The 24984-nt window shown below is 70.9% G+C and carries 22 protein-coding genes; 7 read left to right on the top strand and 15 right to left on the bottom strand.

Annotated features, from left to right (window positions below; translation table 11 throughout):
- Positions 1-379: 379 nt before the first annotated feature.
- The 13 genes from ACZ5VC_RS24905 to ACZ5VC_RS24845 form a co-directional block, all read right to left on the bottom strand.
- A complete protein-coding gene (locus tag ACZ5VC_RS24905; RefSeq protein WP_469122254.1) occupies positions 380-772 on the bottom strand; it encodes a YccF domain-containing protein in 393 nt (130 codons plus the stop codon).
- A complete protein-coding gene (htpX, locus tag ACZ5VC_RS24900; RefSeq protein WP_469122253.1) occupies positions 769-1632 on the bottom strand; it encodes a zinc metalloprotease HtpX in 864 nt (287 codons plus the stop codon). Before htpX ends, ACZ5VC_RS24905 begins: the two co-directional genes overlap by 4 nt.
- A 144-nt stretch (positions 1633-1776) precedes the next feature.
- Positions 1777-2232: a large conductance mechanosensitive channel protein MscL gene (mscL, locus tag ACZ5VC_RS24895; protein ID WP_469122252.1), complete on the bottom strand. Its 456-nt coding sequence runs from the start codon at positions 2230-2232 to the stop codon at positions 1777-1779.
- A gap of 58 nt (positions 2233-2290) precedes the next feature.
- Entirely contained in the window at positions 2291-3802 is a 1512-nt protein-coding gene (locus tag ACZ5VC_RS24890; RefSeq protein WP_469122251.1) for an NADH-quinone oxidoreductase subunit N, read from the bottom strand.
- Positions 3799-5373, bottom strand: a complete 1575-nt coding sequence (locus ACZ5VC_RS24885; RefSeq protein ID WP_469122250.1) for a complex I subunit 4 family protein — start codon at positions 5371-5373, stop codon at positions 3799-3801. Before ACZ5VC_RS24885 ends, ACZ5VC_RS24890 begins: the two co-directional genes overlap by 4 nt.
- A gap of 3 nt (positions 5374-5376) precedes the next feature.
- Positions 5377-7359 carry an NADH-quinone oxidoreductase subunit 5 family protein gene (locus tag ACZ5VC_RS24880; RefSeq protein WP_469122249.1) on the bottom strand — a complete coding sequence of 661 codons (1983 nt, stop codon included), beginning with the start codon at positions 7357-7359 and terminating at the stop codon, positions 5377-5379.
- The gene (nuoK, locus tag ACZ5VC_RS24875; protein WP_468708427.1) at positions 7356-7772 is read right to left on the bottom strand and encodes an NADH-quinone oxidoreductase subunit NuoK; all 417 of its coding nucleotides are present in this window, start codon (positions 7770-7772) and stop codon (positions 7356-7358) included. The genes ACZ5VC_RS24880 and nuoK overlap by 4 nt, the downstream gene beginning before the upstream one ends.
- Positions 7772-8356, bottom strand: a complete 585-nt coding sequence (locus tag ACZ5VC_RS24870; RefSeq protein WP_469122436.1) for an NADH-quinone oxidoreductase subunit J family protein — start codon at positions 8354-8356, stop codon at positions 7772-7774. The genes nuoK and ACZ5VC_RS24870 overlap by 1 nt, the downstream gene beginning before the upstream one ends.
- Positions 8357-8382: 26 nt before the next feature.
- Complete coding sequence (locus tag ACZ5VC_RS24865; protein ID WP_469122248.1) at positions 8383-9033, bottom strand: NuoI/complex I 23 kDa subunit family protein; 651 nt, start codon at positions 9031-9033, stop codon at positions 8383-8385.
- A complete protein-coding gene (locus tag ACZ5VC_RS24860) occupies positions 9033-10001 on the bottom strand; it encodes a complex I subunit 1/NuoH family protein (RefSeq protein ID WP_469122247.1) in 969 nt (322 codons plus the stop codon). The genes ACZ5VC_RS24865 and ACZ5VC_RS24860 overlap by 1 nt, the downstream gene beginning before the upstream one ends.
- Complete coding sequence (locus ACZ5VC_RS24855; RefSeq protein ID WP_469122246.1) at positions 9998-11323, bottom strand: NADH-quinone oxidoreductase subunit C; 1326 nt, start codon at positions 11321-11323, stop codon at positions 9998-10000. The genes ACZ5VC_RS24860 and ACZ5VC_RS24855 overlap by 4 nt, the downstream gene beginning before the upstream one ends.
- Entirely contained in the window at positions 11323-11922 is a 600-nt protein-coding gene (locus ACZ5VC_RS24850; RefSeq protein WP_469122245.1) for an NADH-quinone oxidoreductase subunit B, read from the bottom strand. The genes ACZ5VC_RS24855 and ACZ5VC_RS24850 overlap by 1 nt, the downstream gene beginning before the upstream one ends.
- Entirely contained in the window at positions 11913-12338 is a 426-nt protein-coding gene (locus ACZ5VC_RS24845; RefSeq protein WP_468708436.1) for an NADH-quinone oxidoreductase subunit A, read from the bottom strand. Before ACZ5VC_RS24845 ends, ACZ5VC_RS24850 begins: the two co-directional genes overlap by 10 nt.
- Positions 12339-12481: 143 nt before the next feature.
- Here ACZ5VC_RS24845 and ACZ5VC_RS24840 point away from each other — a divergent pair, with 143 nt between their 5' ends.
- The 7 genes from ACZ5VC_RS24840 to ACZ5VC_RS24810 all read left to right on the top strand — a co-directional run bounded on the left by ACZ5VC_RS24840 (position 12482) and on the right by ACZ5VC_RS24810 (position 22270).
- Positions 12482-13681, top strand: coding sequence for a sensor histidine kinase (locus ACZ5VC_RS24840; RefSeq protein WP_469122244.1), 1200 nt, complete (start codon positions 12482-12484; stop codon positions 13679-13681).
- A gap of 183 nt (positions 13682-13864) precedes the next feature.
- Positions 13865-15202 carry a sensor histidine kinase gene (locus tag ACZ5VC_RS24835; RefSeq protein ID WP_469122243.1) on the top strand — a complete coding sequence of 446 codons (1338 nt, stop codon included), beginning with the start codon at positions 13865-13867 and terminating at the stop codon, positions 15200-15202.
- Positions 15203-15395: 193 nt separating this feature from the next.
- Entirely contained in the window at positions 15396-16055 is a 660-nt protein-coding gene (locus tag ACZ5VC_RS24830; protein WP_469122435.1) for a response regulator, read from the top strand.
- Between the two features lie 292 nt (positions 16056-16347).
- On the top strand, positions 16348-18306 hold the full coding sequence (locus tag ACZ5VC_RS24825; protein WP_469122242.1) for a 2-oxoacid:acceptor oxidoreductase subunit alpha: 1959 nt from the start codon (positions 16348-16350) through the stop codon (positions 18304-18306).
- Positions 18299-19351, top strand: coding sequence for a 2-oxoacid:ferredoxin oxidoreductase subunit beta (locus tag ACZ5VC_RS24820; RefSeq protein WP_469122241.1), 1053 nt, complete (start codon positions 18299-18301; stop codon positions 19349-19351). The genes ACZ5VC_RS24825 and ACZ5VC_RS24820 overlap by 8 nt, the downstream gene beginning before the upstream one ends.
- 241 nt (positions 19352-19592) lie before the next feature.
- On the top strand, positions 19593-20528 hold the full coding sequence (gene rarD / locus ACZ5VC_RS24815) for an EamA family transporter RarD (protein WP_469122434.1): 936 nt from the start codon (positions 19593-19595) through the stop codon (positions 20526-20528).
- 434 nt (positions 20529-20962) lie between these two features.
- Positions 20963-22270 carry a M28 family metallopeptidase gene (locus tag ACZ5VC_RS24810; RefSeq protein WP_469122240.1) on the top strand — a complete coding sequence of 436 codons (1308 nt, stop codon included), beginning with the start codon at positions 20963-20965 and terminating at the stop codon, positions 22268-22270.
- A gap of 64 nt (positions 22271-22334) precedes the next feature.
- Here ACZ5VC_RS24810 and ACZ5VC_RS24805 read toward each other — a convergent pair whose 3' ends face one another.
- Both ACZ5VC_RS24805 and ACZ5VC_RS24800 read right to left on the bottom strand, forming a co-directional pair.
- On the bottom strand, positions 22335-23540 hold the full coding sequence (locus tag ACZ5VC_RS24805; RefSeq protein WP_469122239.1) for a LolA family protein: 1206 nt from the start codon (positions 23538-23540) through the stop codon (positions 22335-22337).
- A gap of 154 nt (positions 23541-23694) precedes the next feature.
- The gene (locus ACZ5VC_RS24800; RefSeq protein WP_469122238.1) at positions 23695-24705 is read right to left on the bottom strand and encodes a polyprenyl synthetase family protein; all 1011 of its coding nucleotides are present in this window, start codon (positions 24703-24705) and stop codon (positions 23695-23697) included.
- Positions 24706-24984 lie beyond the last annotated feature (279 nt).

Below are 24984 nucleotides of genomic sequence, written 5' to 3'. Positions count from 1 at the left end.
ACTGCTCGATCTCGGTCATGTGTTCATGGTGGACCACGGCACTGACAATCAGCCGAGGGCCAGTTCCGCGCCCGCCGCCGCGAGGGCTGCGGCGGTCTCCTCGAAGGGGGCCGCGACGGGCGGGCTCGGCGGCGGCAGGGGTGCCCAGGCGGTCGACGAGCCGACGGAAGCGGCGGGACGGCCCCCGGCCGGTGGTGCGGCCGCTGTCGGCTCCGTACGCCGCCGTCACGCAGGCGAGGCCTCGACGGGCGTGGCCCGCACCGGGGCGTCCGGAGCGGGCTCGGCGAAAGGAACCGTCCACGTCCTTGGACAGGGCATGGACGGACGGGCCCGGGGCCCGACTGCCGGGCAGGGTGACCGGGGCTACTTCGGAGAGTCCCTAACGCGTGGCGAACGGCTGGTCCGTGCGGACGATCTCCTTGCCCAGGGGGAGCAGTGAGACGGGGATCAGCTTGAAGTTCGCGATGCCCAGCGGGATGCCGATGATCGTGACGCACAGCGCGATGCCGGTGACGACATGGCCGAGCGCCAGCCACCAGCCGGCCAGGATCAGCCACAGGACGTTGCCGACGCAGGACGGCGCACCCGCGTCCCGGCGGTCGACGACCGTGTAGCCGAACGGCCAGAGGGCGTAGACGCCGATCCGGAAGGCCGCCAGGCCGAAGGGGATGCCAATGATCGTGACGCAGAGCAGCACCCCCGCGAGGAGGTAGCTGAGGAACATCCAGAATCCGCAGAGGATGAGCCAGACGATGTTGAGGATTGTCTTCACGGGCGGCGACCTGCCATCTGTTCGAGTCGGGCGATCCGCTCCGCCATCGGCGGGTGCGTCGAGAACATCCGGGAGAGTCCCTGGCCCGGCCGGAAGGGGTTGGCGATCATCATATGGCTGGCGGTCTCGATCTTGGGTTCCGACGGCAGCGGGAGCTGTTTCGTCCCCGCGTCGAGCTTGCGCAGGGCGCTGGCCAGGGCCAGGGGGTCGCCGGTGAGCTGCGCCCCCGAGGCATCCGCCTCGTACTCCCGGGAACGGCTGATGGCGAGCTGGATCACCGAGGCGGCGACCGGTCCGAGGATCATGATCATCAGCATGCCGAGCAGTCCGGGGCCGTCGTCGTCGCTGGAGCGGCCGATCGGGATCAGCCAGGCGAAGTTCACCAGGAACATGATCACCGAGGCGAGGGCGCCGGCGACCGACGAGATGAGGATGTCCCGGTTGTAGACATGGCTGAGCTCATGGCCGATGACCCCCCGCAGCTCACGCTCGTCGAGGATCCGCAGGATCCCCTCCGTGCAGCAGACGGCGGCGTTGCGCGGGTTGCGGCCGGTCGCGAAGGCGTTCGGCGCCTGGGTCGGTGAGATGTAGAGCCGCGGCATCGGCTGGCGGGCCTGGGTGGAGAGCTCGCGGACCATCCGGTACAGCGCCGGGGCCTCGAACTCGCTGACGGGACGGGCCCTCATGGCCCGCAGCGCCATCTTGTCGCTGTTCCAGTAGGCGTACGCGTTGGTGCCCAGGGCTACGACAAGCGCCACGATCAGGCCGGTACGGCCGAAGAAACTGCCGATGAGGATGATGAGTGCGGACAGTCCGCCGAGGAGTACGGCGGTCCTCAGCCCGTTGTGCCGGCGGTGCACGGTACGCCCTCCAAATGGTGCGGCAGGGGACCCTTTGCCTGTGCTGGTCCACTGCTTCAGTGGACCTTCCCGTACCGGTCAACGCCAGGCGGGAGACGCAGGTTCCCCAGTGCGCACGGAGGCCGCGTGGGCCGTGCGGGTGAGTCAGCGCTGGGCGGGGAGCCCGGCCTTCTCCAGAGCCTCGACGATCGGCTCCACATCGCTGGTGCAGTGGGCACAGCGGGTGGCGATGGCCGGGATCTCGGTGTAGCAGCGGGGGCAGTCGCGGAGGGTGCCCTTGGCGTCCACCGGCTCGTCGCGGGTGAACTTCTCCTGGATCTTCATCATCGGGACCACGACGACGAAGTACAGCACGGCAGCGGTGATCACGAAGGAGATGGCGGCGGCGATGAACAGGCCGTACGGGAACTCCACCCCCCTGACCTTGAAGGTGACCGCGTTGAAGTCCCCGATGGAGCCCGTGGCGACACCGATGAGCGGGGTGATGAAGGCCTTGCTGAAACCGGTCACCACAGCGGTGAACGCGGATCCGACCGCCAGACCGATGGCCATGGAGATCACGTTTCCGCGAAGGATGAAGTCCTTGAAACCGTTCAGCACGGTACTGCTCCTCGATGTGTGCACGTGTGCGCGTGCGGGATGGGGACGGTCGGCGGCGTCAGAACAGGGTCTTCGCCGCGTAACGGAGCACCAGCTGCGGGTAGCCCGACAGCAGGACGCCCGCTGCCGCCGTCAGCACGATCGCCAGGGTGATCGGAGCCGGGGCGGGGTGCCGTGCGGCCTTCGGGGCGCCGGCGGGGGCGCGGAAGAGGATCGCGGTCCACTGCAGGTAGTAGTAGAGCGCGATCACGACGTTGACGCCCATGAGGACGGCGAGCCAGCCGAGACCCGCGTCCACCGCCGCCGAGAACACCGTGACCTTGGCGAAGAGACCGATGATACCCGGGGGCAGGCCGGCCAGGCAGAGCAGGAAGAAACCCATGGCCAGGGCGGTCAGCGGACGGGTGGCGTAGAGGCCCCGGTAGTCGGAGACCCGGTTGTCCGGGCGCGTACGGGCGACCAGCGCGGCGACCGCGAAGGCTCCGAGGTTCACGACGGCGTACATCAGGGCGTACGCGACGGTGGAGCCGATCTGGTCGTCGCCGGAGTACGCGGCGGCGGCGATCGGCACCAGGAGGTAGCCGGCCTGGGCCACGGAGGACCAGGCCAGTAGCCGGATCGCGCTCCACGCGCGCGTGGGCACCTGCCGCAGCGCCGCGACGTTGCCGACGGTCATGGTGAGGGCGGCGAGTACGGCGAGGGCCGGCCCCCAGACGTCGGCGTACGACGGGAAGGCGATGACGGTCACCAGGATGAGGCCGGAGAAGCCGACCGCCTTGCCGACGACCGAGAGGTACGCGGCCACCGGGAGGGGCGCGCCGACGTAGGTGTCGGGAACCCAGAAGTGGAAGGGCGCGGCCGCCGTCTTGAAGGCGAAGCCGACCAGCGTGAGGGCCACGCCCGCCTCGGCGAGGGTCTCCAGCTGCGCCGGGACGTCGTCCAGCCGCTGGGCGATCTCGGTGAGGTGCAGGGTGCCCGTCGTCGCGTAGACGAAGCTGACGCCCAGCAGCATTACGGCGGTCGCGGTGACCGAGGAGAGGAAGAACTTCAGCGCCGACTCGCTGGACATGCGGTCGCCGCGCCGCAGACCGACCAGGGCGAAGGCGGGCAGCGAGGCGACCTCCAGGGCGACGACCAGGGTCGCGAGGTCCCGGGAGGCGGGCAGCAGCGCGGCGCCGGCCGCCGAGGAGAGCAGCAGGAACCAGTACTCCCCCGCGGGGAGCTTCTCCTTGGTGTCGGCGAGTGACAGGAGGGCCGTCAGCAGCGCCCCGCCGAGGACCAGGAACTGGATCACCACGGCGAAGTGGTCGGCGGTGTAGGAGCAGACGGCCGGGTCGGTGGTGAGACAGAAGGTTGATCGGTCTCCGCGGCGCAGGGGCAGCAGGAGGACGGTCGCGGCGGCCAGTCCGGCGATCGCGAACCAGCCGAGGAGCTGCTTGCGCCCGTTGGGGACGAAGAGGTCGGCGACGAGCACGATCAGCCCGACCACCGCGGCCACGGTGGGTGGCGCGATCGCGAGCCAGTCGACGGACTGGACGAGGTTGGCGGCGCTCGCGGCGGCGACGGTCACGACTTTCCTCCAGCGAGGAGCTTCTGCACGGCCGGGTCGGTGAGACCGAGGAGGACCGCGGGCCACAGGCCGGCGAGGACGGTGAGGGCGACGAGCGGGCTCCAGGCGGCGAACTCGTACCCCTGGATGTCGGTGAGCCGCGGCCGGTCGGCGGGCACGGCGCCCATGCAGACCCGGCGCACGACGACCAGCAGATACGCGGCGGTGAGCAGGGTGCCGAGGCAGGCGATCGCGGTGAAGGTGAGGAACGCGGGGCGGCTGAGGCCCTGCGCGGGGTCGAACGCACCGAACATCGCGAGCATCTCGCCCCAGAACCCGGCGAGGCCGGGCAGCCCGAGCGAGGCGACGGCGGCGAACGCGAGCAGACCGCCGAAGCGGGGGGCCCTGCCGTAGAGCCCGGCGCCGCCGGCGCCGGCGAGGGTGTCGAGGTCGGCGGTGCCGTACCGGTCCTTGAGCGCGCCGACCAGGAAGAACAGCAGGCCGGTGATGAGGCCGTGGGCGATGTTGGCGAACAGCGCGCCGTTGACGCCGGTGGGGGTCATCGAGGCGATGCCGAGGAGGACGAAGCCCATGTGACCGACGGAGGAGTACGCGATGAGGCGCTTGAGATCGCCCTTGTTCCCGCGGCGGGCGAGCGCGAGGCAGGCGAGGGATCCGTAGATGATGCCGGCGACGGCGAAGGCCGCGAGGTAGGGCGCGAAGACGTGCATCCCGTCGGGGGTGATCGGGAGGACGATCCGGACGAATCCGTACGTACCCATCTTCAGGAGGACGCCGGCGAGGAGCACGGAGCCGACGGTCGGGGCCTGGGTGTGGGCGTCCGGCAGCCAGCTGTGCAGGGGCCACATCGGGGTCTTCACCGCGAGGCCGATCCCGATCGCCAGAACGGCGATGACCTGCACCGATGTGCTCATGTCGCGGCCGTTGTCAGTGGCGAGTGCCACCATGTCGAATGTGCCCGCCTTCAGCCCGACGAGAAGGAGGCCGAGCAGCATGACCACGGAACCGAGCAGCGTGTAGAGGATGAACTTCCAGGCGGCGGACTGCCGCTGGTCACCGCCCCAGCGGGCGATGAGGAAGTACATCGGGATGAGCACCATCTCGAAGGCGAGGAAGAAGAGCACCAGGTCGAGGACGGCGAAGGTCGCCAGCGTGCCGGACTCGAGGACCAGCAGCAGGGCGACGAATGCCTTGGGCGAGGGGCCCGCGGGCATCTTGAAGTAGCTGTACAGCGCGCAGAGGAAGGTCAGCAGCGCGGTCAGGACCACCAGGGGGAGGGAAATGCCGTCGATGCCGAGGTGGATGCGCACGTCGAGTGCGGGGATCCACTTGATGTCCGTCGTGGCCTGGATCCTCGAGGGCTGGTCGTGGTCGAAGCCCAGCACGAGGACGAGCGCGACGAGGAGGACGACACCGGTGACGATCATGCCGTGGCGGAGCACGGCCTGGTCGGGTGACTTCCCCTTCAGCCCGGGCGGGGCCGGCAGGAGGGCCGCCGCGGCGCCGATGAGCGGGCCGACGACGAGCAACGCGAGAAGGAACTGCATCACGGATTCGCTGATATCGATCACGGCTCACGCTCCGGCGGCGACGAGTACGGCGGCGATCGCCAGGACGACGGAGCCGGCGAGCAGGGCGCTGAGGTAGGTCTGCACATTGCCGGTCTGGGCGCGGCGGACGGCCCAGCCCAGCCAGCGGGTGCCGGTGCCCGCGCCCCGGACGTAGGTGTCGACGACCTCGCGGTCGAGGAAGCGGACCAGTGAGGCCGCCGCGACGACGGGGCGCACGAAGAGCGCGGAGTACACGGCGTCGAGGTGGAAGCCCACGGCGGCGTGGCGGTGGAGCGGGCCGAGCAGCAGGCGTCCCGGGTCCGCGGGGTCACCGGCGGGGTGCGGCAGCTGGAGTGCCTCGGCCTCGACCAGGGCGGGCTCGGCGTCGGGGTGGGCGACGGTCTCCGGGGCGGCCGGGCGGCCCGGGGCGCCGGCGGCCTTGGCCGAGAGCGCGCGCCAGGTGGCGTAGGTCATCAGCCCGCCGACGAGGGCGACGCCCGTGCCGAGGACCGCGGTGGTGACGGTCGGGGTGAGGGCGTTGCCGTCGAACCAGTCGTCGAGGCGGCCGGCCGTCAGGCCGAAGGCCAGCGACGGGACGGCGAGCAGCCACAGGACGGCCGTCATGGCGATCGGCTGCCTGCCGTGGTCGGGGGCCTCGGCTCCCCGGCCGCGGAAGGCGAGCAGCCACAAGCGGGTCGCGTAGGCGGCGGTGAGGAGGGCGGTGAGCAGACCGGCGATCAGTACGGTCCAGCCGGCTCCGGCCGGGGCGACGGTCCGGTCGCCCAGGGCGGTGTGCTCGGCGGCCACGAGGACGGCTTCCTTGGAGAAGAAGCCGGCGAACGGCGGGATCGCGGCGAGTGCGAGCAGGGCGACGGTCATCGTCCAGTACGCGTCGGGGATGCGCTTGGCCAGTCCGCCCATGCGGGACATGGCGGTCAGCGAGTTCGTGCCGGCGGCGTGGATGACCGCGCCGGCGGCGAGGAAGAGGAGGGCCTTGAAGGCGCCGTGGGAGAGGAGGTGGAAGACGGCGGCGCCTCGGTCGCCCACGGCCAGGGCTCCCGACATGTAGCCGAGCTGGCCGATGGTCGAGTAGGCGAGGACGCGCTTGATGTCGTCCTGGGCGAGGGCGGCGAGCGCCGAGCCGACCATCGTGACGGCGGCCATCACGGCGAGGACGGTCATGGCCGCCGCGGAGGCGGCGAACAGGGGGAGGAGGCGGGCCACGAAGTAGATACCGGCGGCGACCATCGTCGCGGCGTGGATCAGCGCGGAGACCGGGGTGGGGCCGGCCATCGCGTCGGGGAGCCAGGTGTGCAGCGGGAACTGCGCGGACTTGCCCGCGACGCCCGCGAGCAGCAGCAGCGCGATCACCGTGGGGTGGTCGATGCCGCCGCCGGCGACGGCGCCGAGGACCCCGGTGATCCGGAAGGTGCCCGCCTCGGTGGCAAGCGCGAACAGACCGATGAGGAAGGGGACGTCGCCGAGCTTGGTGACCAGGAAGGCCTTCAGGGAGGCGGCGCGCGCCTCGGGCGTCTCCCAGTAGTGGCCGACGAGGAAGTACGAGCAGATGCCCATGATCTCCCAGCCGACCAGCAGCACCATCAGGTCGCCGGAGTAGACGACGAGCAGCATCGCGGAGGTGAAGAGGGAGACGAGAGCGGCGTACGAGGGATAGCGCGGGTCGTCGCGGAGGTAGCCGGTCGAGTAGATCTGCACGCACGAGGCGACGACGCCGACGAGCACGGCGACGAGAGCCGCGAAGCCGTCGATGTGCAGGGCGAGGTCGATGGGGACCGAGCCGGTCGGGGTGAGCCGGGTGGCGGCGTCGATCGTCTTGCCGCCGTCCTGGTGGACGGCGACGACGACGGCGAGTGCGGCGGCGGCCAGCGTGGGCAGGACGGCCAGGGGGCGGACGAACCCGGGGGCGGTGCGGCCGAGGAGCAGGCCGGCGGCCGCGCCGAGGAACGGAAGGAGGGGGACGAGGAAGGCGAGGGTCGTCGTGGTCACGCGGTGGCCTCGGCCTTCTCGCCGGCCCGGTCGCCGGCCTCCTGGTCGCTGTCGGTGTCGGTGTCGCTGTCGGGGGCGCCCGACGCGTCGTCGCCGTCGCCGTCCGTCGGCTCGGCGGTGACGCGGAGCTTGTCGATGTCCGGTGTGCCGCCGTTGCGGTAGACCATCAGCACGATGGCCAGACCGATGCCGATCTCGGCGGCGGCGATGGCGATGGTGAAGAGGGTCAGCGCCTGTCCGGTGTGCAGGGTGTCGCGGAGCCAGACGTCGAAGGCGACCAGGTTGAGGTTGACCGCGTTGAGCATCAGCTCGACGGCCATCAGGACCAGGATCGCGTTGCGGCGGGCCAGTACTCCGTAGAGCCCGGTGCAGAAGAGCAGGGCGGAGAGGACCGCGGGATAGGCGAGATGCATCAGCTCTGCCTCTCTGTGTCCTCGGTGTCCTTGCGGGACAGGACGATCGCGCCGACGAGTGCGGCAAGGAGAAGGACGGAGAGCGCCTCGAAGGGCAGCACCCAGTGCCGGAAGAGGATCTCGCCGGACACCTTGGTGGACCCCTGAGCCGGCCCGTCCAGGTCGATCCAGGTGGTGCGGAAGGCGTCCACGACCACCCAGACCAGGGCGGCCGCGGCGGCCAGGGCGACCGCGAGGGCGACCGGACGGTTGGCCGAGTCGGCGTCCGGGGAGCGGCCGATGGGCGCCTTGGTGAGCATCAGACCGAAGAGGAGGAGAACCACGACGGAGCCGACGTAGATCAGCACCTGGACCCAGGCGATGAACTCCGCGGTGAGGAGGAGGTACTCGACGGCGAGACCGCCGAGCGCCACGACCAGCCACAGGGCGGCGTGCACCAGCTGCTTGGTGGTGACGGCGACGGCGGCCGCGCCGAGGGTGGCGAGGCCGACGAGGACGAAGGCGATCTCCACGCCCGAGGGCGAGAGGAAGCCCGGGCCGTTGGCGGCCGTGGCCGCCGTGGGGCCCGTGGCGGCCACGGCGATCTGTGCTGCGGTGTGGGCGGCGAGGATCACGCGGGGCCTCCCTCGGCCGGGGGCAGCTTCTGGTCGCCCACGACCGGGGGCTGTGTCCGACCGGCGGCGTCCGGGGCCGTGCCGCCCTGGGCCGCGGCGGCCTCGTCGGCAGCGGCGGCGGCCTGGGCGGCTGCGAGCTTGTCGGCCGCCTTGCGGGCCGCGGCGATCTCCTTAGGCTCCTCCGCGCCCGGGTCGAGCGCGGGCGGGGCCGGGACCGTCCACATCCATTCGCGGAGCTTGTCCCGTTCATGGGTGAGTTCGTGGATGTCCGTCTCCGCGTACTCGAACTCCGGCGACCAGAACAGCGCGTCGAAAGGACAGACCTCGATGCAGATACCGCAGTACATGCAGAGCGAGAAGTCGATGGCGAAGCGGTCGAGGACGTTGCGGCTGCGCTCGCGGCCCCCGGGGGTGGCGGCCGGGAGCGTCTCCTTGTGGGAGTCGATGTAGATGCACCAGTCGGGGCACTCACGGGCGCAGAGCATGCAGACCGTGCAGTTCTCCTCGAACAGGCCGATCACGCCACGGGTGCGGGGCGGGAGGTCGGGCTGGACGTCCGGGTACTGCGCGGTGTGGCTCTTGCGGGTCATCGTGCGGAGGGTGACGGCGAGGCCCTTGGCCAGGCCGCTGCCCGGGATCGGAGCCATTACTGGATCACCACCTTGACGATGCCGGTGAGGGCGATCTGGGCGAGGGCGAGGGGGACGAGGGTCGTCCAGGCGAGTTTCTGCAACTGGTCCTCACGCAGCCTCGGGTAGCTCACCCGCAGCCAGATCACGACGAAGGCGAGCACGGCGGTCTTCAGCAGGGTCCACACCCAGCCGAGCCCGTCCGCCCCGAAGGGGCCGTGCCAGCCGCCGAGGAAGAGGACGGTGGTCAGACCGCAGAGGACGACGATGCCCGCGTACTCGGCGAGCAGGAACAGGGCGAAGCGCAGACCGGTGTACTCGGTGTACGCGCCGAAGATGATCTCGGAGTCGGCGACCGGCATGTCGAACGGCGGGCGCTGGAGTTCGGCGAGGCCGGCGGTGAAGAAGACCAGGGCGCCGACGATCTGCCACGGCAGCCACCACCACTCGAAGGCATTGAGGATGCCGGGGAGGGAGACGGTTCCGGCGGCCATCGCGACGGAGGCCGCGGCGAGCAGCATCGGCAGCTCGTACGCGAGGAGCTGAGCGGCGGTGCGCAGACCGCCCAGGAGGGAGAACTTGTTGGCCGACGCCCAGCCCGCCATCAGCGAGCCGAGCACGCCGACGCCCATGACGGCGAGCGCGAAGAAGATGCCCGCGTCGATGATCTGGCCCACCGCGCTCTCGCTCGGGCCGATCGGGATGACGATCAGAACGAGGAGGTACGGGAGCAGGGCGACGGCAGGAGCGAGCTGGAAGACGCGGCGGTCGGCGTTGGCCGGGACCACGTCCTCCTTCTGCGCGAACTTCACGCCGTCGGCGACGAGCTGGGCCCAGCCGTGGAAACCGCCCGCGTACATCGGGCCGAGGCGGCCCTGCATATGGGCCATCACCTTGTGCTCGGTCTGGCCGACCACCAGCGGGAGGACCAGGAACACGGCGAAGACGGCGATCAGCCGAAGGGCGACGTCGAGTGCGTCGTTCACGCGGGGTCGCCTCCGGAGGTCTCGGGGTCGGTCTCGGGGTCGGGCTGTGCGGTGTTGGGCTTGGAGGCGTTGGGCTTGGGGGCGTTGGGCTTGGGGGTGGCGGTGTCCGGCTCGGGGTTCTCGGTGCCGGGGGTGGCGTCCTGACCGGTGCCCGGCTCGGGCTCGGCGGCCGGAGCGGTCTGGGCCTCCGCACCCTTGTCCGGCTCCTCGAACGCCGGGCGCGCGTGGTGCCACGGCGCGTCGGCGCTGCGGGTCCGCGGGGCGGGCTTCGCCTCCGGTGCCGGTCCCTCCGGGCCCGCCTCAGCCGTCGGTGCCTCAGGCTTCTGTGCGTCGGGCTTCGGCGCCTCGGACGCCGGTGCCGTCTCGGGACCAGCCCCCGTCTCAGGGCCGGCCGCCGTCTCAGGGGTAGCGGGTGCCGTCTCAGGGCCGGCCGCCGTCTCAGGGGTAGCGGGTGCCGTCTCAGGGCCGGCCGCCGTCTCAGGGGTAACGGGTGCCGGTTCCGGCGTCGCCGTTGCCTGCTCCGGGGCCTGGCTCGCCGAACCGTCCGCCGTTGTGCGCGTGCGGCGCGGGGGCCTCGCGGGGGCCGGCTCGTCCTTAGCGGCGGGCGTTCCCGGCGGGACCGCCGTGGGTTCGGCCGGCCGGCTCGCCGAGCCCTCGCCCGCCGTGCGGGCACGCCGCACCGGGCGGTCGCCGGCCGCGCGCGGAGTGCGGGCGGGGCGGGCCGGGGCGGGCGGGAGCTGGCCCTTGAGGGGGCCCCACTCGTTCGGGTCGGGGACGCCGGGCGGGAGCATCTGGCGGCGCTTGGGGCCGCCGTGTTCCGACTCGCCCGGCTCCTTGGCACCCGGCCACGCCTTGGCGACCCGGGCCGCCAGGACGAAGTCCTTGCGCAGTGGATGGCCCTCGAAGCCCTCGGGGAGCAGCAGCGGCACCAGGTGCGGGTGGTCGGTGAAGGTGACGCCGAACATCTCGTACGTCTCGCGCTCGTGCCAGCCCGCGCCGGCGTAGACCTCGACGGCGCTGGGCAGGGAGGGAGCGGCGTGCGGGACGGTCGTACGGAGCATCAGGCGGCGGACGCGGTGGCCCTCCAGGGCGACGACATGGGCGCAGACCCGGAAGCCCGTCTCCGCCTCGTCGACCGCGCTCAGCCAGTCGAAGTAGGTGCAGCCGAGCTTGTCGCGGGCGGTCTCCAGCGCGGCGATCCACGAGCCGACGGGCACGTCGACCGTCAGGAGGTCGTACGCCCGCTCGGCCGTGGCCTCCTCGCCGAAGATCTCGGCGGCGGAGTCCGGGAGGCTGTCGTACGCGTTGCCGGTCGCGGGCATCAGCGGTCACCGCCCGGGGCCGGCGGAGGCGTGACGAGGCCGCTGCGGAGCTGGCCGACGGAGGGCCCGTTCGCGTAGCGCTCGCTCAGCGACTCGCGGGCGATCTTCTCCTGGAGCTTGAGGATGCCCTGGAGCAGCGCCTCGGGGCGCGGCGGGCAACCGGGCACGTAGACGTCGACGGGGATGATCTGGTCGACGCCCTTGGTCACGGAGTACGAGTCCCAGTAGGGGCCGCCGCAGTTCGAGCAGGCGCCGAAGGAGATGACGTACTTGGGCTCGGGCATCTGCTCGTACAGGCGCTTGACGGCGGGGGCCATCTTGTCCGTCACCGTGCCGGAGACGATCATCAGGTCCGCCTGGCGCGGCCCGGGCGCGAAGGGGATGACACCGAGCCGGATGAAGTCGTGGCGGGCCATCGAGGCGGCGATGAACTCGATCGCGCAGCACGCCAGGCCGAAGTTGAAGACCCAGAGGCTGTAGCGGCGGCCCCAGTTCAGGACCACCTTCATCGGCTCGGGTGCCAGTCGGGACAGCACGCCAAGTCGCTTCGGCTCGGGCAGCAGCACCGGGCCGGAATCAGGAGCGGGGGTCACGTCCATGTCAGGACGCCCTTCTTGTACGCGTAGAGCAGTCCCACGGCCAGGAAGCCGAGGAAGATGAACATCTCGACCAGCGTCGCGGCGCCGTACCCGGCCGCCGCGAAGACGGTCGCCCAGGGGAAGAGGAAGATCGAGTCGACGGCGAAGATCACGTACAGGAACGCATAGACGTAGTAGCGGACCTGGGTGTGGGCCCAGCCCTCCCCCACCGGGTCGACGCCGCATTCGTAGGTGAGCAGTTTCTCCGGCGTCGGCACGACGGGTCGCAGCAGCCGGCCGGCTCCGAAAGCCACGGCAACGAACAGCACACCGAGCACGGCGAGCAGTCCGACGACCGAATAACTCTCGAAGTAGTCGGCTGCGACGGTCGATACGGTCGGTTCCGGCACGTCCGCCCCTCGCTCCCTCAGGCCCATTCGACGATCTGTACGCACGGGAGTCTAGGCCCTGCTAAAGGGACCGTAAGCAGGCCGTCCACAGTGCGAGTGGGGTTATCCCTACTTCGTGCCACCGCCTTGCCCCATGGCGTGTGGATCAGCGGCCCGGCAGGCTGGGCGCCATGACCGCGAGCATCGACACCGCCGGCCGTGCGGACCAGGACCGGCCGCCCTCCATACGCACGGCCTTCGGCCGGAACACCTGGAGGGAAGTCGCCCACCTTCTTTCCAACCTTCCGATGACCCTGATCGGCTTCGTGTACGTCATGGTCACGGTGCTGCTCGGCGTGGCGCTGTCCGTGACGGTGATCGGTCTGCCGCTGCTGGCGGTCGGGCTCGGCGGCGCCCGATGGCTCGGCCGGGCCGAGCGGGCGCGGGCCCGCGCCCTGCTGCACGTGCGGGTCGAGGAACCGAGCCCCCTGCCCGGAGCGGACCGCGCGGCACACGGCGGCCTCTTCCCATGGCTGTGGAACCGGCTCAAGGACCCGGTCGGGTGGCGGGCGGTGCTCTACGGGTTCGTCAGACTGCCCTGGGGCGTACTGACCTTCACCCTCACCCTCGTCTGTCTCGTCCTGTGGCCCCTGCTCCCCTATGTCGTCCGCGGGCTCGCCCACCTGGACCGGGTGATGGTCCAGGGGTTGCTGTCGCCCTCCGACGAGCTGGAGCTGCGGATCGCCGAGCTGGAGTCCGACCGGGGTGTGGTGGTGGACACCGCCGCCGCCGACCTGCGCCGCATCGAACGCGACCTGCACGACGGCGCCCAGGCCCGGCTCGTCGCCCTCGCCATGGGTCTCGGCCTCGCAAAGGAGAAGCTGCTGGAGGACCCGGAAGCGGCGGCGGTGATGGTGGACGAGGCGCACGGCGAGGTGAAGCTGGCCCTGCGGGAGCTGCGCGATCTGGCCCGGGGCATCCATCCGGCCGTGCTGACCGACCGGGGCCTGGACGCCGCGCTCTCCTCCGTCGCCGCGCGCTGCACGGTCCCCGTGCGGGTGACGGTCGATCTCGACGAGCGCCCGGCGGAAGCCATCGAGGGCATCGCCTACTTCACCGTCTCCGAACTGCTCCAGAACGTCTCCAAGCACTCCGGGGCGCGCGGCGCGTCGGTCGAGGTGTGGCGTACGGAGGACCGGCTGCTGATCCAGGTCGGCGACGACGGCCGCGGTGGGGCCCGGCTGGACGGCGGTACGGGGATGGCGGGGCTGGCCGAGCGGCTCGGCGCGGTCGACGGGCTGTTCCTCCTGGACTCGCCGGCCGGCGGTCCCACCACCGTCACGGCGGAACTGCCGTGGCGCGCGCGGGGGCCGGTCCCTCACCGGACGTAGGACGCGCGCGCCCGCCAGTAGGGAAAACCCCCGGTCCAAGAGGGATACCGGCTCCATGGTGGGGACGTACCCCGCCCGGCCACTCTGGATTCACACGAGCCCGGCAGAGCGCGTAGGGCTGACGACGGCGGGCCGGCGGCGGGACCAGACCGCGGCGGGCAGACGACAGAACGGAACACACCGATGGCCACGGCATACGGACGGGATCTGCGGCACGACCGCCCCCACCGCCTTCCGGCAGCGCTGCGCGCACCGGTCGAGGCCCGCACCTGGCGGGAGTTCGGATACCTGCTGCTGGGCCTGCCGCTCAGCGTCCTCTACTTCTCGCTCGCCCTCACCATGACGGCGCTCGGCGCCGGGCTGGTCGTCACCTTCCTCGGCATCCCGGTGCTGGCCGGCGCACTGGCCATGTGCCGGGGATTCGGCGCGGTGGAGCGGGCCCGGGCGCGTGTCCTGCTCGGTCTGGACGTCGCCGACCCCGCCCCCGTACTGAACAGGAGCGCGAACGGCAAGGGGAACGGCGGGCTGATGTCCTGGGTCGGGGGCGTCCTCAAGAGCGGCGCGTCGTGGCGGCATCTGCTCTACGCGGTGCTCCACATGCCGTGGGCGGTCTTCGCCTTCTCGGTCGCGGTGAGCTTCTGGGCGTACGGCTGGGCGCTGCTCACGTACCCGCTGTGGCAGTGGGTCTTCCCGGTGTACGCGGGTGTCGACGGGCTCCAGCTCTACGGCGACCGGACGCACGCCTTCTATCTGGACTCCTCCTTCGAGGTCGCCGTGACCAGCGCGGTCGGGCTGTTCTTCGTCCTGGTCACGCCTTGGCTGATCCGGGGCATGACGTTCGTCGACCGGTTGATGGTCACCGGGCTGCTCGGCCCGTCCCGGCTGGCCGGCCGCGTCTCCGAGCTGGAGTCCGACCGGGGGGTGGTGGTGGACACCGCCGCCGCCGACCTGCGCCGCATCGAGCGCGATCTGCACGACGGCGCCCAGGCCCGGCTCGTCGCCCTCGCCATGGACCTGGGCCAGGCGAAGGAGAAGCTGCTGCAGGACCCGGAAGCGGCGGCGGTGATGGTGGACGAGGCGCACGGCGAGGTGAAGACGGCGCTGCGGGAGCTGCGCGATCTGGCCCGGGGCATCCATCCGGCCGTACTGACCGACCGGGGTCTGGACGCCGCGCTCTCCTCCGTCGCCACCCGCTGCGCGGTCCCGGTCTCCGTGGAGGTGGACCTGCCGGCCCGGCCGGCTCCGGCCATCGAGGGCATCGCCTACTTCACGGTCTCCGAGCTCCTCCAGAACGTCTCCAAGCACGCCCGCGCCCGGAAGGCCTGGGTGGAGGTCTGGCGGGTGGAGGACCGGCTGATGGTGCAGGTCAGGGACGACGGGAAGGGCGGGGCGGACATCGCGGGCGGCAGTGGGCTCGCGGGGCTCGCGGAGCGGCTCGGCGCGGTGGACGGGATCCTCGCGGTCGACTCCCCGGCCGGAGGGCCGACGACGGTCACGGCCGAGCTCCCCTGGCGCGGCTGACACCGGCCGCTCTCCCCGCTCTCCCCGGCCCGGGGCCGCGCCGTACCGCGACGATCCGCGCCACGGTGATCCCCGCACGACGATCCGAATACTGGAATGCTGGGCGCGCAGAGCGTGCGGGCACACAGCCGGTACACCGGAGCAGTCGGAGCATGGGGGACACACGGTCGTGAACGACGTCGTGGAAGACAGGGTGCGGGTGGTCATAGCCGAGGACTCGGTGCTGCTGCGGGAGGGGCTGACCCGGCTGCTGACCGACCGGGGCCATGAGGTGGTCGCCGGCGTCGGGGACGGGGACGCCCTGGTCAAGACGGTGGGCGAGCTCGCGGACCAGGGGGCACTGCCGGATGTGGTGGTCGCCGATGTGCGCATGCCGCCCACCCACACGGACGAGGGCGTACGGGCGGCGGTACAGCTGCGCAGGGACCACCCCGCCATCGGGGTGCTGGTCCTGTCGCAGTACGTGGAGGAGCGTTACGCCACGGAGCTGCTGGCCGGATCCAGCCGAGGCGTCGGCTACCTCCTGAAGGACCGGGTGGCCGATGTCCGTGAGTTCGTGGACGCCGTGGTCCGGGTGGCCCGGGGCGGTACCGCGCTCGACCCCGAGGTGGTGGCCCAGCTGCTGGGCCGGAGCCGTAAGCAGGACGTGCTGGCCGGGCTGACGCCCCGCGAGCGGGAGGTCCTCGGGCTGATGGCCGAGGGGCGGACGAATTCGGCGGTCGCCCGGCAGCTCGTGGTGAGCGACGGCGCCGTCGAGAAGCACGTCAGCAATATCTTCCTGAAGCTGGGCCTGTCACCGAGTGACGGGGATCACCGGCGGGTACTCGCGGTGTTGACCTACCTGAACTCCTGAATAGCTGACACCCTGTCAGATGAAACCCTCCCGCGCCCGGAGGCCCCGAACCGGCCCCAGAACCAGAGGCTGAGCGGCCAGCGTCTTCGAAATGAGCAGCCGGGGGGCTCCGGGACGTGATAATCCAGGGCATAAGGGCGTCTCAATAAGGCGTCCATCATATGAGCGGTCCAGGGAAGGTGACCCTTACCGACGTAGGGTGGGCCTTGGGACGACCGGCCGTCCGGTTGTCCCGGGAGCCTGTCCCTGCCTCTGGCGGGGAGACCCCTTGCCTTGAGGGAGGTCCAGTTCAGTGACCAGCCAGGTCAGTAGCCCAGCCGAGCAGGCCGACGAGGCCGATGAGGCGAATGAGGCGGTCGTCGGGGAACAACGCGGTGTCCCGGCGCACCACGGCTCGGAGAAGGAAGTCCGCCGTCTGGATCGGGTGATCATCCGCTTCGCGGGTGACTCGGGTGACGGTATGCAGCTGACGGGTGACCGGTTCACCTCGGAGACGGCGTCGTTCGGTAACGACCTGTCGACGCTGCCGAACTTCCCCGCCGAGATCCGGGCCCCTGCCGGGACCCTGCCGGGCGTCTCGTCGTTCCAGCTGCACTTCGCCGACCACGACATCCTCACCCCGGGCGACGCGCCCAACGTGCTGGTCGCCATGAATCCCGCCGCGCTCAAGGCGAACATCGGCGACGTGCCGCACGGCAGCGAGGTGATCGTCAACACCGACGAATTCGCCAAGCGCGCCATGGCCAAGGTCGGCTACGAGACGTCCCCGCTGGAGGACGGCTCGCTGGACGGCTACCGAGTCCACCCGGTGCCGCTGACGACGCTGACGATCGAGGCCCTGAAGGACTTCGGGCTCTCCCGCAAGGAGGCCGAGCGCAGCAAGAACATGTTCGCGCTGGGTCTGCTGTCGTGGATGTACCACCGGCCCACCGAAGCCACCGAGAAGTTCCTGCGGCAGAAGTTCGCGAAGAAGCCGCAGATCGCCGAGGCGAACGTGGCGGCCTTCCGGGCCGGCTGGAACTTCGGCGAGACGACCGAGGACTTCGCGGTCTCCTACGAGGTCGCTCCCGCGACGGCCGCGTTCCCCACCGGTACGTACCGCAACATCTCCGGGAACCTGGCGCTGTCCTACGGCCTGATCGCCGCATCCCGGCAAGCGGATCTGCCGCTCTACCTGGGCTCGTACCCGATCACGCCGGCGTCCGACATCCTGCACGAGCTGTCCAAGCACAAGAACTTCGGTGTGCGGACCTTCCAGGCCGAGGACGAGATCGCCGGCATCGGGGCCGCCCTCGGCGCCGCGTTCGGCGGATCGCTCGCCGTGACCACGACGTCCGGCCCGGGTGTGGCGCTGAAGTCCGAGACGATCGGCCTCGCGGTCTCCCTGGAGCTGCCGCTGCTGATCGTGGACATCCAGCGGGGCGGGCCGTCCACCGGCCTGCCGACCAAGACCGAGCAGGCGGACCTGCTGCAGGCCATGTACGGCCGCAACGGCGAGGCCCCGGTGCCGATCGTCGCGCCGAAGACGCCCGCGGACTGCTTCGACGCCGCGCTGGACGCCGCGCGGATCGCGCTCACCTACCGCACGCCGGTGTTCCTGCTCTCCGACGGCTATCTCGCCAACGGCTCCGAGCCCTGGCGGATCCCGGACGTGGACACCCTGCCCGACCTGCGGGTCCAGTTCGCCGCCGGAACCAACCACACGCTCGCCGACGGCACGGACGTCTTCTGGCCCTACAAGCGCGACCCGCGCACCCTGGCCCGCCCGTGGGCCGTCCCCGGCACCCCCGGCCTCGAACACCGCATCGGCGGCATCGAGAAGCAGGACGGGAGCGGCAACATCTCCTACGACCCCGCCAACCACGACTTCATGGTCCGCACCCGGCAGGCGAAGGTCGACGGGGTCGAGGTCCCGGAGCTGGAGGTCGACGACGCGGGCGGCGCCCGCACGCTCGTCCTCGGATGGGGCTCCACGTACGGGCCCATCACCGCGGCCGTACGAAGACTCCGGAGCGCGGGCCTCCCCATCGCCCAGGCACATCTGCGCCACCTCAACCCCTTCCCGGCGAACCTCGGAGAGGTGCTGGCGGCGTACGACAAGGTCGTGGTGCCGGAGATGAACCTCGGCCAGCTCGCCACCCTCATCAGGGCGAAGTACCTCGTCGACGCGCAGAGCTACACGCAGGTGAACGGCATGCCGTTCAAGGCGGAGCAGCTCGCCACGGCTCTCAAGGAGGCCATCAATGACTGAGTCACTCCTGTCCCTGGTGCCCAAGGCCGAGGCGAAGCAGTCCATGAAGGACTTCAAGTCCGACCAGGAGGTCCGCTGGTGCCCCGGCTGCGGTGACTACGCCGTACTGGCGGCGGTGCAGGGCTTCATGCCCGACCTCGGTCTGGCGAAGGAGAACATCGTCTTCGTCTCCGGGATCGGCTGCTCCTCCCGCTTCCCCTACTACATGAACACCTACGGGATGCACTCGATCCACGGGCGCGCCCCCGCCATCGCCACCGGGCTCGCCTCCTCCCGCCGCGATCTGAGCGTGTGGGTGGTGACCGGGGACGGCGACGCGCTGTCCATCGGCGGCAACCACCTGATCCACGCCCTGCGCCGCAATGTGAACCTCAAGATCCTGCTGTTCAACAACCGGATCTACGGCCTCACCAAGGGGCAGTACTCGCCCACGAGCGAGGTCGGCAAGATCACCAAGTCGACGCCGATGGGCTCGCTGGACGCGCCGTTCAACCCGGTCTCCCTGGCCATCGGCGCCGAGGCCGGTTTCGTCGCCCGGACCGTGGACTCCGACCGCAAGCACCTCACCGAGGTACTGCGGCAGGCAGCCGACCACCCCGGCACGGCCCTGGTGGAGATCTACCAGAACTGCAACATCTTCAACGACGGCGCCTTCGAGGTCCTCAAGGACAAGGAGCAGGCCGAGGAAGCCGTGATCAGACTCGAGCACGGCCGCCCCATCCGCTTCGGCGCCGACGGCTCCAAGGGGGTCGTGCGGGACCCGGCCACCGGGGATCTCGTGGTCGTCCCGGTAACGGCGGAGAACGAGGCGCGCGTGGTGGTCCACGACGCGCACAACCCGTCCCCGACCACCGCGTTCGCGCTGTCCCGGCTCGCCGACCCGGACACCCTGCACCACACGCCCATCGGCGTCTTCCGCAGCGTCGAGCGGCCGGTGTACGACACACAGATGGCGGACCAGCTCGACACCGCCATCGAGCAGAACGGCAAGGGAGACCTCGCCGCGCTGCTCACCGGGAACGACACCTGGACGGTCGTCGGCTGATCCCGGGGACCGTTCCCCCACGAGGCGCCCTTCGTCATGGAGGGCGCCTCTTTCCTTCGGGCCGGGGGCCGAAGTCATGACCGTATTGCGGTACGGGCATGACAGGGCGGCCGGTCCGGCGCTACCTTCGACAGGACAGGGCGGCGCGTGGCGCAGGACGGGAGATGTGGTGAAGGCGAGCAGCGAAAAGCCGGCGGACGCGGCACGTGCGGGACTTCTGTACGGGATCGGTGCCTACGGAATGTGGGGACTGGTCCCCCTCTTCTGGCCACTTCTGAAGCCGGCCGGGGCGGTGGAAATCCTGGCCCACCGGATGGTCTGGTCGCTGGCCGTCGTCGGTGTCGCACTGCTCGCGCTGCGCCGCTGGGACTGGGTGCGCGCGCTGGTCCGCGACCCGCGCAAGCTCGGTCTGATCACCGTCGCCGCCGCGGTGATCACCGTCAACTGGGGCATCTACATCTGGGCCGTCAATTCCGGCCATGTGGTCGAGGCGTCCCTGGGCTACTTCATCAATCCGCTGGTCACCATAGCCATGGGCGTCGTGCTCCTGAAGGAGCGGCTGAGGCCCTTCCAGTGGGCGGCGGTCGCCGTCGGCCTCGCGGCCGTGCTCGTCCTCGCGATCGGGTACGGGCAGCCCCCGTGGATCTCGCTGACCCTGGCCTTCACGTTCGCCACCTACGGTCTGGTGAAGAAGAAGGTCAACATCGGCGGTCTGGAGTCCCTCGCGGCCGAGACGGCGATCCAGTTCCTGCCCGCGCTCGGCTACCTGGTCTGGCTCGGCTCGTCGGCGTCCTCCGCGTCGGCCACCTTCGGCACCGAGGGCGCGGGGCACGCGGCGCTGCTCGCGGCGACGGGCCTGGTGACCGCAGCGCCCCTGGTCTGCTTCGGCGCGGCGGCGATCCGGGTGCCGCTCTCCACGCTGGGGCTGTTGCAGTACCTGGCGCCGGTCTTCCAGTTCCTGCTGGGAGTCGTGTACTTCCACGAGGCGATGCCGGCGGAGCGGTGGGCGGGCTTCTCGCTGGTCTGGCTGGCCCTGACGCTTCTGACCTGGGACGCGCTGCGCACGGCCCGCCGCACGAAGGCGGAGGCGCTGCGTCTCGCGGCGATCGTCCGGACACCGCCGGCGGCCCCCGAGCCGTCCGACGCACCGGCCCAGCGGGAGACGGCGGCGGGCTAGCCGGGCCGGCAGCGCACCCCGGCCTCGCGGCCCACGGCCGCCCGGAGCGCACCCCACCCTCGCGGCACACCGCCCGTACCCAGCGCACTCTCGCGACACCGCCCGCCCGCCCGTACCCAGCGCACCTCCGCAGGCGGGCGGGCTCGTTCGCGTATGTGGCCACCCGGCGGCGCCGTCCCGCGTCGAGCACCAACGGGCGCCGCTCGGCGGCACGTTGCACACGACGATCCGCTCCGTGAACGCCACGGCCCGATCCGGTCGCCGTCCGGCATCCGGACGGCGGTGACCGGTTTCCGCCCTTGACGGTCAGTCAGTATCTCCCTGACCATTCAGCACGCACAGCACACGCACAGCTCCAGCGCCCTGCGACACCGCCGTCGTGGGGCGTCTCGCACGTTCCGTTCCATCCCCGTACGGAATCCCGGAGCCCCCACATGACACTCTCCGTTCCCAGACGTACCGCCGCGGTCGCCACGCTCGCCCTCGCCGGGCTGTTCGCCGCCACCGCGCCCGCCGCCACGGCGGCGCCCGCGCCGGCCCTCGCCGCGCCGGACATACCCGTCGCCAACGTCAAGGCGCACCTGAACAGCCTGCAGTCCATAGCCACCTCCAACGGCGGCAACCGCGCCCACGGCAGGGCCGGTTACAAGGCATCCATCGACTTCGTGAAGGCGAAGCTGGACGCCGCGGGCTACACCACGACCATCCAGCAGTTCACCTCCAGCGGCGCCACCGGCTACAACCTGATAGCCGACTGGCCCGGTGGTGACGCGAACCAGGTCCTGATGGCCGGCTCGCACCTCGACTCGGTGAGCGCGGGTCCCGGAATCAACGACAACGGGTCCGGTTCCGCGGCCGTCCTGGAGACCGCCCTCGCCGTCTCCCGCGCCCAGTTCAAGCCGGCCAAGCACCTGCGGTTCGCCTGGTGGGGCGCGGAGGAGCTGGGCCTCGTCGGGTCGAAGTACTACGTCAACAACCTGCCCACGACCGAGCGCTCCAAGGTCTCCGGCTACCTCAACTTCGACATGATCGGATCGCCGAACCCCGGCTACTTCGTCTACGACGACGACCCGACGATCGAGAAGACGTTCAAGGACTACTTCGCTGGGCTCGGCGTCTCCACGGAGATCGAGACCGAGGGCGACGGCCGCTCCGACCACGCGCCGTTCAAGAACGCCGGCATCCCGGTCGGCGGTCTGTTCACCGGCGCCGACTACACCAAGACCTCCGCGCAGGCGCAGAAGTGGGGCGGCACGGCGGGCCAGGCCTTCGACCGCTGCTACCACTCCTCGTGCGACACGACGGCGAACATCAACGACACCGCCCTGGACCGCAACAGCGACGCTATCGCCCACGCGATCTGGACGCTGTCGGAGGGGACGACGCAGCCCCCCGGCAAGGTCTTCGAGAACACCGCCGACGTCTCCGTCCCGGACAACGGCGCCGCGGTCACCTCGGCGGTCAGCGTCACCGGCATCACCGGCAACGCCCCGTCCACGCTCAAGGTCGGTGTCGACATCATCCACACCTGGCGCGGTGACCTGGTCGTCGACCTGGTGGCCCCGGACGGGTCGGTCTACAACCTGAAGCCCTTCAGCTCCTCCGACTCGGCGGACAACGTCCAGACCACGTACACGGTCAACGCGTCGAGCGAGGTGGCCAACGGCTCCTGGAAGCTCCGCGTCCAGGACAAGGCCGCGCAGGACACCGGCTACATCAACGCCTTCCGCCTGACCTTCTGAGGCACTGCTCCGAAAACACGGTCGCCCGGCCGCGCCTGGAGGTGGCGCGGCCGGGCGACGCGGGCTACTTCGCTTCGCCGGCCGCCTTGACCAGCTGGTCCTTCGTGACCGCACCGACGTAGACCTTGCCGTCGTCCGTCAGCAGCGCGTTCACCAGGCGGCTCTCGAAGACCGTGCCCGAGCCGAACTTCCCGCTGACCCGGTCGCCCAGGGCGTCCAGGAACTTCCGGGCCTCCGGCGGGGCGTCCTTCGTGTCCGGCGCGGGGGCGCCGGTGTCGAGCCTCGCGACGGTCGTCCAGCCCTTGCCGAGGACGTTCAGGCCCTTGAAGTCCTCCTGGAGGCCCCCGGCGCCCTTCCTGGCCTTCTCCTCGGTGCCGTGCGCCCCCTCGGTCTCCTCGGTCACCTTCGCGCCCTTGGGGGGTGTGAAGTCGAAGGTGGACGCGGCGGGCTTCCCGAAGTCGATCTTGGTGAAGCCGGCATCGATCGCGGCCTTGCCCCCGCCGCTCGGCGTGAGCGTGAACTTCAGCGGCACGCCCTTCTCCGCGTCCACGGTGACCTTGATCGACCCGATGGTCGAGCCGCTCTGCTTCGGCTTGATGAGCAGCTGGTAGGCGTCGCGCCCGGCGATCCTCGCCGTACCGTCGACGGTCACCGAGGTGGTGTCGTCCACGGCCTTCAGCGCCTCGGTGGCGAAGTCCTTCGGCGTGCTCGGCAGACCCTTCGGGGCCTCACCCTTCCTGTCCCGGAACGTGCCTCCCTCGTGGCCCTTGCGGCCCGCGGTGTTCTCCGGGTTCTTCGCGTGGAACGCCTCCTTGGAGGCGCTGTCGTACGCCCAGACCTCGTCGCCGTTGTGGACGAGGCTGTACTCGGCGTCGGAGTCCCCCAGGATCGCCACCCGCTGCCGGTCCGGCCCGTCTGCCGCCACGCGCAGCGTGTGCGTCCCGGTGACCAGCTCGGTCAGCTTGGCCTGCGGGTCGGCGGTCGAGTTGCCGCCGCCTCCCCCGAGACCGCCCAGGCCCGCCAGCGAAGGCAGGCCCAGGTCGGTGCTGACCTTCACCGTGCCGGTGAGCTGCTGGACGTCCGAGGCGGCGATCTTCTCGATGAGTTCCTGGGCCGTGATCTTCGGCAGTTCCGGGTCGCCGGACGCGGCCAGTGCCGGTACCAGCCCGATGGTCGCCGCAGCCACTGAGGCCACGGCCACGGGGACGACGTACCGAGCTGCCTTGCGGCGCCCCGCGTCCGTGGTGGGTGTGCTGTCGTTCGGTGCCATGGTGTGCCCTACCTCCGTGGTCGATGACACCCATCTGACCAAAACGGCGGTACGAAGGCGTCAGCCCCCGGGAGCAACTTCACGTACTGCTCCGGTATGACCCGACCCTGAGAGAGCATCCCCCAACAGGCAGGCGCCGCCCGCCCCGTGGGACTCAGCCCGCCCGGTGCACCACCGCGTCGCACAGCTCCTCCAGAGCCGCCTTCGCGTAGCTCTCGGGCAGCGGCGCCAGCATGGCGCGCGCCTCCTGCGCGTACCGGACGGTGTCCCGCCGGGCCTGCTCCAGCGCCGGGTGCACCCGCAGCCTTCGCAGGGCCTCGGCGTGCCGGGCGTCGTCCGTCAGATCGCTGTCGACGAGCGCGACGAGCTCCACGTCATCCGGCCGGCCGTGCGCCGCCGCCTGCGCCCGCAGACGCAGCACCGGCAGGGTCGGGATGCCCTCGCGCAGGTCGGTGCCGGGCGTCTTGCCGGACTCGTGGCTGTCGGAGGCGATGTCGAGGACGTCGTCGGCGAGCTGGAAGGCGACGCCGAGCCGCTCTCCGTACTGGCTGAGGATGTCGACGACGCCGTCGTCCGCGCCCGCCATCATCGCGCCGAAGCGGCAGGAGACGGCGATCAGCGAGCCCGTCTTGCCGCCGAGGACGTCAAGGTAGTGGTCGACGGGGTCACGGCCGTCGCCCGGTCCGGCGGTCTCCAGGATCTGGCCGGTGACCAGGCGCTCGAACGCCTCGGCCTGGATGCGTACGGCCCCGGGACCCAGGTCGGCCAGGATGTGCGAGGCGCGCGCGAAGAGGAAGTCGCCGGTCAGGACCGCGAGCGAGTTGCCCCAGCGGGCGTTGGCGCTCTCCACGCCGCGCCGCACATCGGCCTCGTCCATGACGTCGTCGTGGTACAGCGTCGCGAGGTGCGTCAGCTCGACCACCACGGCCGAGGGCACGACACCCGGCGCGTAGGGGTCACCGAACTGGGCGGCGAGCATCACGAGCAGCGGGCGGAAGCGCTTGCCGCCGGCCCGTACAAGGTGCTGCGCGGCCTCCGTGATGAACGGGACGTCGCTCTTGCAGGCATCGAGCAGCCCTGCTTCGACAGCTGCCAGTCCGGCCTGGACATCGGCCTCAAGAGCCTGGTCCCGCACGCTCAGCCCGAACGGCCCGACGACGGTCACGAGGAGATCTCCTGTCTGCTGACGATCACATGGATTGTCGATGTGTCGCTGGATTCACTCAAGTCAGCGTATCCGGTCGCCTTTCGATCACCACCGGCGCCATGGGCGCGTACCCGCCTCCCCCGGTATGTTCGGGATCGACTCTTACGACCTGGAGCAAGGCCTTTGTCCGGAACCGCGAGCGACAGCCGGGAGAGCGGCCGACAACCGCCGCCCGAGCACGATCATGCCTTCTCAGGGCCGCCGAGGGGGCCGCTCCCGCTCTCCTGCCCGCAGGCC

The organism is Streptomyces sp. NPDC033174, assembly GCF_055577795.1.
Note: the sequence above shows the minus strand (reverse complement) of the source record. Positions and strands in the feature narration are given on the sequence as shown.

What these genes read in the sequence shown, in the direction of transcription:
- nuoK (WP_468708427.1), bottom strand. Translation starts at nt 7,772, where the DNA reads ATGCATCTCGCCTATCCCGCGGTCCTCTCCGCCCTGCTCTTCTGCACC.
- ACZ5VC_RS24865 (WP_469122248.1), bottom strand. Translation starts at nt 9,033, where the DNA reads ATGGCTCCGATCCCGGGCAGCGGCCTGGCCAAGGGCCTCGCCGTCACC.
- ACZ5VC_RS24855 (WP_469122246.1), bottom strand. Translation starts at nt 11,323, where the DNA reads ATGCCCGCGACCGGCAACGCGTACGACAGCCTCCCGGACTCCGCCGCC.
- ACZ5VC_RS24850 (WP_469122245.1), bottom strand. Translation starts at nt 11,922, where the DNA reads ATGGACGTGACCCCCGCTCCTGATTCCGGCCCGGTGCTGCTGCCCGAG.
- ACZ5VC_RS24845 (WP_468708436.1), bottom strand. Translation starts at nt 12,338, where the DNA reads ATGGGCCTGAGGGAGCGAGGGGCGGACGTGCCGGAACCGACCGTATCG.
- ACZ5VC_RS24840 (WP_469122244.1), top strand. Translation starts at nt 12,482, where the DNA reads ATGACCGCGAGCATCGACACCGCCGGCCGTGCGGACCAGGACCGGCCG.
- ACZ5VC_RS24835 (WP_469122243.1), top strand. Translation starts at nt 13,865, where the DNA reads ATGGCCACGGCATACGGACGGGATCTGCGGCACGACCGCCCCCACCGC.
- ACZ5VC_RS24820 (WP_469122241.1), top strand. Translation starts at nt 18,299, where the DNA reads ATGACTGAGTCACTCCTGTCCCTGGTGCCCAAGGCCGAGGCGAAGCAG.
- rarD (WP_469122434.1), top strand. Translation starts at nt 19,593, where the DNA reads ATGTGGGGACTGGTCCCCCTCTTCTGGCCACTTCTGAAGCCGGCCGGG.
- ACZ5VC_RS24810 (WP_469122240.1), top strand. Translation starts at nt 20,963, where the DNA reads ATGACACTCTCCGTTCCCAGACGTACCGCCGCGGTCGCCACGCTCGCC.
- ACZ5VC_RS24805 (WP_469122239.1), bottom strand. Translation starts at nt 23,540, where the DNA reads ATGGCACCGAACGACAGCACACCCACCACGGACGCGGGGCGCCGCAAG.